Genomic DNA, 6,683 nt, shown 5'->3' on the forward strand with positions numbered 1-6,683 from the left:
TACAATGAGAGGAAGTATGGCTAAAAAAGAAACGAAGCAAAAAGAGAAAAAGGAAAAAAATAAGAAAAAAGGCAAAGCGGAAACTGCGGCGCCTTCTTCTGCCACGCCTTCCGCTCAGGGTGGGCAAATAAAGCAAGGCGGAGCAAAGAATGGCGGAGCGCCCGCCCAAAACATAAACGATATGCAGCTCGACCGTAGCAAAGTAACGGCGGAAGAGCTCACGCAGGCGCAAATAGAAGAGGCGATTAAAGAAAGCCAAGACCCCACCACCAAACTCAAAAAATTGCGTAGTCCCCTTTCGGTGCGCGGTTGTCTTTTGAATATTTTAATTCTCGTAGTGCTTACGGTGGGAATAGTTTTATTGTGTTGCTATTTTATGCTCGACCACGAAACGTTCAATCTTTGGGTTGTTATTAAAGACATGTCCGAAAAGCTTGGCGTAACGGGCTTCTTCCGCAAGATAGCCGGCGTATTCAAAAAGATTTTTAAAATGTAATTTTCTTCTTCCTTCCTTTAAATAAAAAAACAGCACTGTGTGCTGTTTTTTTATTGCCTTTAAAATTATAACTTTCAAACCGCTCCGAAAAAATCTTCCAAATCCCGGTTGCATGTCGAAAAACACAAATCTTCTTCTTAACGCATAATCAAGCATAGCCAAGCTTCTGTCGGCGGTGTTCATCATTCCTATAATGTAAACGTTTGAAGGCACGGAAAATTCTTCATTCGAATACAACAGCTTAAGTTTGCATTCCGAGCGCTTGTCCGCTTCGATAAGCATAAACAGTTCGCCGAAGATTTTGCTCAAATTACCTCTGTTTATTTCGTCGATAATAAAGAAATAGTCGTTTTCGGCGTCACTCTCCGCACGCTTGCAAAAGTCGTAAAACGGACCTTTTTCCAACTTAAAGCCGCCGCTTTGAGTCGGTCTGTAACCTATAATAAAATCCTCGTAAGAGTAACTTTGATGAAATTGCACGACAGCCACTCTTTCTTCGTCTTTAACGCCCATAATGGAGTATGCCAAACGAACGGCAGCGTAAGTTTTGCCTACTCCGGGCGCGCCCTGTAAAATTACGTTTTTCTTTTCGCTAACCAAATCGACAAGAACATTATAATCTTCTTCCGACATGTAAACTTCGCTCAAAAAGTCTTCCACTCCGTAAGGCGGCGCAATTTGAGCGCGAGCGTCCGCCATATTTACAACAGCGGTATTGTTTTCAACCGTTTCGCTTTCGCGCACTACATTCCTCATCGTTTTGGTTTGTTGATTTACGCGCTCGGATTCCTCCCACGCCGCATAAGATAGCTCGGGTATGTTGCCGAAAGGATAACGTCCGCTCTCCGCCATAACGTTGGCGGCATTGCACAATTCCAAATAACGCTCGCCTCTAAGAACGTTTTTTAAAGCCTTTTTATTTCCGTTTATCAATTCCGAGCAATAATTTTCTATGTACCATCTGCTTCTCGAATCGAGGTTCAAAAAGATGTTAGGACGAACCCAAAACAGTCCCATAGTGATATTCCATTTAACGCACGACTGCTTTATAACTTTATCGTAAATTTCCGTAAACGCTTTTTGGTCGAGCGCGTTGTTTCCGCCGTCGGCATAAGCTATTGCCGCTCCAAAAAGTTTCCAAAGATTATCAATGTCGTCGTTGTTGCGAGTCCAACCGAAAAAAACTGCCATTAAAGGATTAAGCGTAGGGATTCCCCAAAAGGCGGTAGGAATTTTCACATCGGAAATACCGAATTCTTTCGCAAAAGCCTCGATAATGGCAATCCTGTTAGTTTCTTTTATTGACTTATTGAAAAGTCCGTAAACCGTAAACGGGTCTATATCTATAACAGAATCGTCACGCTCTAATTTTTGAAACCGCAAACCAAGCTCGTTATAAACTTTTTGTAATTTTTCCAAAAGAACTTTTCTGTCGCGTTCGTATTCAAGCAACTTAAAACTGAACGCTTTGTAAAAGTCCATCCACTCGAATTTAGAATTTTCCATTTTCCGACTCCTTGTTTTTATTTAGTAAAATCGCCGCAAACGAACGCAATCAATACCCCTCGAACGGACCGCGAGGACGTTTTATGTCAACAAACACGTCCTCGTCGGTTTGAGTTTCGTAATCCATTCCGAAAACGGCTATTTTCATTTTCTTAACAATAGGTTTAAACGGATACTTTTTCTCGAAATGTTTTACGAGAATAACAAGCGTTATGCCGAAAGCCACCGCCAAAAACAACACCGCTATATAAGCCCACAAAGGATTAGTCCAGCCCGCAAAGTTGCGCGCGTTCGATTTAGAAGCGGTCGCCGCTTCTTTAAAACCGTCGGCGCGCACAGCCGACAGAATTAACGCCGCCGCGTCGCTCCCCTGCTTTGCAAAAGCCTCGCGCTCGTTTTTAAGATTGAAATATGTGTCGCGCGACGTACCGCAAAGATTCGCTTTCCCTTTCTTTTCAAGGTCGGATAAATTAAAACCGCCGTAATATCCGCTGAAAATTCTCGCCGACGGAATATCCCACTCCACAAAAGAAGTGCTGTCGGCAAGCATAGCGAAATGGGTGTAATACACTCCGTTTCTATACATTCCGTCTATTATGGGCATGTTGCTCGGCAACGAATAAAAAGCAAGATTTTCATTATTCGCAACTTTGCGCAAAAAGCTCTCGTGCTCGGTTTTAACTTCGTCGGCGTAAAGATACGTTCTTTCGCCGCCCAAGCTGTCTACGTTGAACATTAAAAGCGTTTCCTTGCGCTGTTCGTCCGTCATAGTGTCGTTTATATACGCGGTAGCTCCCATAGAGTTGTAACTGCCGCAACCGAAAAACACGAACACAATGTCGAAATCGCACTGCGAACGCACGGTTTCGGCGTTCGCGTTCACCCAGTCTATAACGCTCATAACGGTGGCAACGCCCGTTGCCGTAAAAGCGCCGGTAGAAGGCTCTCCGCCGTAAACGGAATCGTATTTTCCGTAAGGATTATCGTAGGCGGTACCTATAACAACCTGACTGTTCCCCTCTTTTTGCGGATTTGAAAAACGGATTTCAACGTTTTGCGAAGTGCGCGTCTCCGTTCCCGATTTCACGCTGAACGTAGTGTCGGCAAGTTCCGTAACCTCTATATCGGAATAAATTTCTTTATCGGAAAAATGCGCGAAAAGTTTTTGCGCGGCGTTGCGTTCCGATTCGCTCGTGGGCGTCCTGTCTCCCATATCGCCGTATTCGGTAACGGCAGAACCCGCCGCGTCGGTAAGTCCGAGAAAATATTTTAAATTCGCGTCGATTGCATCCGCCGACACGGGACTTTGCGAGTTTTGTTGCGAGCCGTTGCCTGTCGGCTTGCCGCCGCACCCGAACAGAAAACACGCCGCAAAAAGTAACGTTATGAAAACTGCCGCAAATTTCTTCATTACAGCACCACCCCCATAACGATATTAAACACAACGAGCAACGCCTCTACTATGATATAAACTCCGCCAACCGTTAAAAGCATTGCGCCCCAACGCGTTTTATTAACATAACGCTTGGCACTGTAATGCAGAAACCACACGAAAAACGCGGACGTAACCAAAAAATCTATGAGTATATTTCCCATTACCGAAATAACGGGATTCGCATAATAAACAAACTTTACGGCGCCTATTATAACGTTCGCCGCAATATAGAAAAAGCGCAACGCGTATTTCATATCGTCGGTTGCGGCGCCTATGCGCGCGGTGGCGAATTTCGCGGCGAATAGCGTTACAACCTCGTAAAACAACAACGGAATAACGCCGCCCGCAAGTAATGCCGTTATGTCGTTAAACAGCCACGCGGGTTGCTTTAAGTCGGGATTGCTGTACGATAAATATGCGAGCGCGCCTCTGCTCGCCTGCCACCCCGCGAATCCGAACGAGAGAAACAGCACGGCAACCACAATATATCTGTGTATTTTTTTCTTGTCTATAAAATCCATTTTGCCCTTTTTTCGCTACATAGCGAGCGCGCGGAGCACAACAAGCTCAAGCGCTGTTTTATCGGTGATTTTGCCCGACTTTATATCGTAGTCGGCTTCTTGCAAGCTGTCGCAAATTTTTTTGAGCTTTGCGGGCGTAAACCGCGCCGACTGCTCTTTCGCCTTTTTAACGGCATAGTCTTTAACGCCCAAATCGGCAGCCATGCGTTCGTAAGGCGGTGTAATCGACACATAAAGCAACCGTCTGAAATGCGCGTACAACATTCCGAGAAGCATAACGGGCGACGCGCCGCTTTCAGTAAGATTTTTGAGCACGAGAGCCGCTTTTTTCGGCTGTTTCGACGCCACCGTTTCGCTTAAAGCGAAGATTTTAAAGTCAAGCGTCGGAGCGGTGAGAGCCGCAACGTCCTCTTCGCCTATTATGCCTCCGTAGCGGTAAGAACAAAGTTTTGAAAGTTCCGCCGATATGCGCGACATATCGCCCGCGCAATATTCTATTAAAAGAGCGGCGGCGCTTTCGGTAATGCTCGAACCGAATTTCGCGGTGTTCTGCGCAATCCATTTAAGCACAGTTCTCTTATCGAGCTTTGAACAATCAACAACCGTAAGCTTGCTCATTATTTGAGCGAAATTCTTTTCGGGTTTTTCCGATACGAACACGAGCACCGTAGACGGACAGGGATTTTCAAGATATTTCAAAACGCCGGACATATCCGCCTTGCAACCGCGCACAATAACAACTCTTTTGTCGGCGCCGAGCGGCAAACTTTCGCACGATTCCGTTATAACCGCCGACGATTCGGGCGAATTAAGCTCGTTCAAATTAAAATCGGGCATGGGCTCTGCGAGCGCCCGAAACATATTGAGCGCGCTTTGCAACAAAAAAGCGTCTTCCCCCGTAACGAAATACGCGGGTTCCGAATTTCCTGTCTGCAAATGTTTTTTCAAGTCGCTGAAAAGCAAACGCACCTCTTTTGCCGAAAAAAGCCGACGCTTTTTTAACGTCCGGCTTTTATTCGCGTTATGCCGGATTTTTTACCGTCCGACTTATTCAAACGTCGGATTATTATACCCCGACTTTAATTGTACCCCATAACAAGAAATTTTGCAATCGTTTGCGACTTGTTTTTTCCAAAGCCCGTTACAACAGATTAGTAACGCTCGGATATACGTCGCGCATTAAGTCGTCTATATAGCGTTGAGCCTGACGCAAACTTACCATAGCGTCGCTTCGTTCGTTTTGGCGAGTGAACTCTCCGAGCGCAGTCATTCTTTCGTCGGCGTTGCGCACAACGGTATGATTGCCGAACATGAGAACCAAATTGCGTCCGTCGTTCCAATGTTTTTCCAACTTTTCAAGCGTTTCGAGCGTTTCGGGCGCGTCCGCTTGTTCGGAATAAGTCTCGAAACTCTCTTCGAGCTCGCCGAGCAAGCTAATCGTTTCTTTATAAAAAGACGTGGTGGCAACGATTTCCCAAATCGCAAAACTCATCATAACAACGAAAAATCCCAAAATTATAAACAGCTTTTTCACCAGTTTTCACCGCCCTTGATAGAAATTTTTTGAGTAAAGCATTGTTTGTATTTGGGGCTGACGTAAAGTGTGCCGTCCTGACGAACGTCGGCATACAGCACTTCTTTGGGGTTTTTCAGTCCGTTTTTTAAAAACACTTCGCGGAGCTTAACTTCTTCAACCCCCGCAAGCGCAAGATTGTTTTCGTCGAATTTGCCGTCAATCAAAAGGCTTAACGGCAAAAACGCCGGCTTTACTTCGGAGGGGTCGCTCGCTTTTTCCACAACGCAAACTTTTCCGTTGGTTTCGAAAATAGCGTATTCTATGTCGGCAAAATCCATATATCCGCTGCTGCGCACAGCTTCTATAAGGTCGTTTACGTTCATATTCATTCTTTTCAGATTTTCGTAGTTTATGCCGTTTTTGTCTATGGCAAGAACGCTTCTGCCGCTTATTATTTTGCGCGCAAGCATACTCTTTCTCGCAACCAAACTCAGCACAAGGTGCAATACGCCGAGCGTGATAATCGGAACTATTCCGTAATAGAACGGAATATACGGGTCGTTCATCGGAATGCACGCGACTTCGGCTATAATAAACGTAATCACAAGCTCGAACGGTTGCATTTCGCCGAGTTGTCGTTTGCCCATAAGACGCACAACAATCAGCACCAAGAAAAATGTTATTACCGATTTAATGAACACTACCAGCATAATACCGATAGTGTGCTGTTTAAGAAAAAGAAATATTCGGAACGCGCGCGAACCGCAAAGCGAGCTATTGAATTAAATTTACTGTAAGCTATTCTTTTCCCGCTTCAAAAGTCCGCCTCGCAGAAATCCTATTGCGCAAGCACCGCAGTTGTCATAACGAGCGCGGCAATCTTCGCCAAAGCCACCACAACCTGCCCTCTTTACCCACACTTACACCGCATTGTCATTACGAGCGAGTGAATCGAGCGCGGCAATCTTCGCCCAAAAAGTACCCCCCCACAAAAAAATAAAAGGAAAAGAAAAAAGCCCGCTTGAAAGGTTCGATGCTTTCAAGCGGGGCTTTATATATCCACATTAACGGAAATAAACTAAGTTAGCTTAACACACTCGCAGGTTTTTGCCTCTTCCTGCGCTTCTTGAAGTACTCGCTCTTTGCGAGTTCCTTAAAAGGAGGTGATCCAGCCGCACCTTCCGATACGGCTACCTTGTTACGACTTCA

Annotated in this window: 6 protein-coding genes and 1 rRNA gene; all 7 read right to left on the reverse strand. The window is 45.4% G+C overall.

Annotated features, from left to right (window positions below; translation table 11 throughout):
- Window positions 1–358 precede the first annotated feature (358 nt).
- Complete coding sequence (locus NFR62_RS09445; protein ID WP_251617791.1) at window positions 359–2,002, reverse strand: McrB family protein; 1,644 nt, start codon at window positions 2,000–2,002, stop codon at window positions 359–361.
- Between the two features lie 49 nt (window positions 2,003–2,051).
- Entirely contained in the window at window positions 2,052–3,413 is a 1,362-nt protein-coding gene (locus NFR62_RS09450; protein ID WP_251617793.1) for a M28 family peptidase, read from the reverse strand.
- Window positions 3,413–3,958: a hypothetical protein gene (locus NFR62_RS09455; RefSeq protein WP_251617795.1), complete on the reverse strand. Its 546-nt coding sequence runs from the start codon at window positions 3,956–3,958 to the stop codon at window positions 3,413–3,415. The genes NFR62_RS09450 and NFR62_RS09455 overlap by 1 nt, the downstream gene beginning before the upstream one ends.
- Before the next feature lie 15 nt (window positions 3,959–3,973).
- On the reverse strand, window positions 3,974–4,921 hold the full coding sequence (holA, locus tag NFR62_RS09460) for a DNA polymerase III subunit delta (protein ID WP_251617797.1): 948 nt from the start codon (window positions 4,919–4,921) through the stop codon (window positions 3,974–3,976).
- A gap of 178 nt (window positions 4,922–5,099) precedes the next feature.
- Window positions 5,100–5,492: a DUF4363 family protein gene (locus NFR62_RS09465; protein WP_251617799.1), complete on the reverse strand. Its 393-nt coding sequence runs from the start codon at window positions 5,490–5,492 to the stop codon at window positions 5,100–5,102.
- Window positions 5,489–6,184, reverse strand: coding sequence for a DUF421 domain-containing protein (locus NFR62_RS09470; RefSeq protein WP_251617800.1), 696 nt, complete (start codon window positions 6,182–6,184; stop codon window positions 5,489–5,491). Before NFR62_RS09470 ends, NFR62_RS09465 begins: the two co-directional genes overlap by 4 nt.
- 446 nt (window positions 6,185–6,630) lie before the next feature.
- Window positions 6,631–6,683 (reverse strand): 16S ribosomal RNA (locus tag NFR62_RS09475); the annotation flags it as partial.

Source organism: Pumilibacter muris (genome assembly GCF_943193045.1).
GTDB lineage: Bacteria > Bacillota > Clostridia > Christensenellales > Pumilibacteraceae > Pumilibacter > Pumilibacter muris.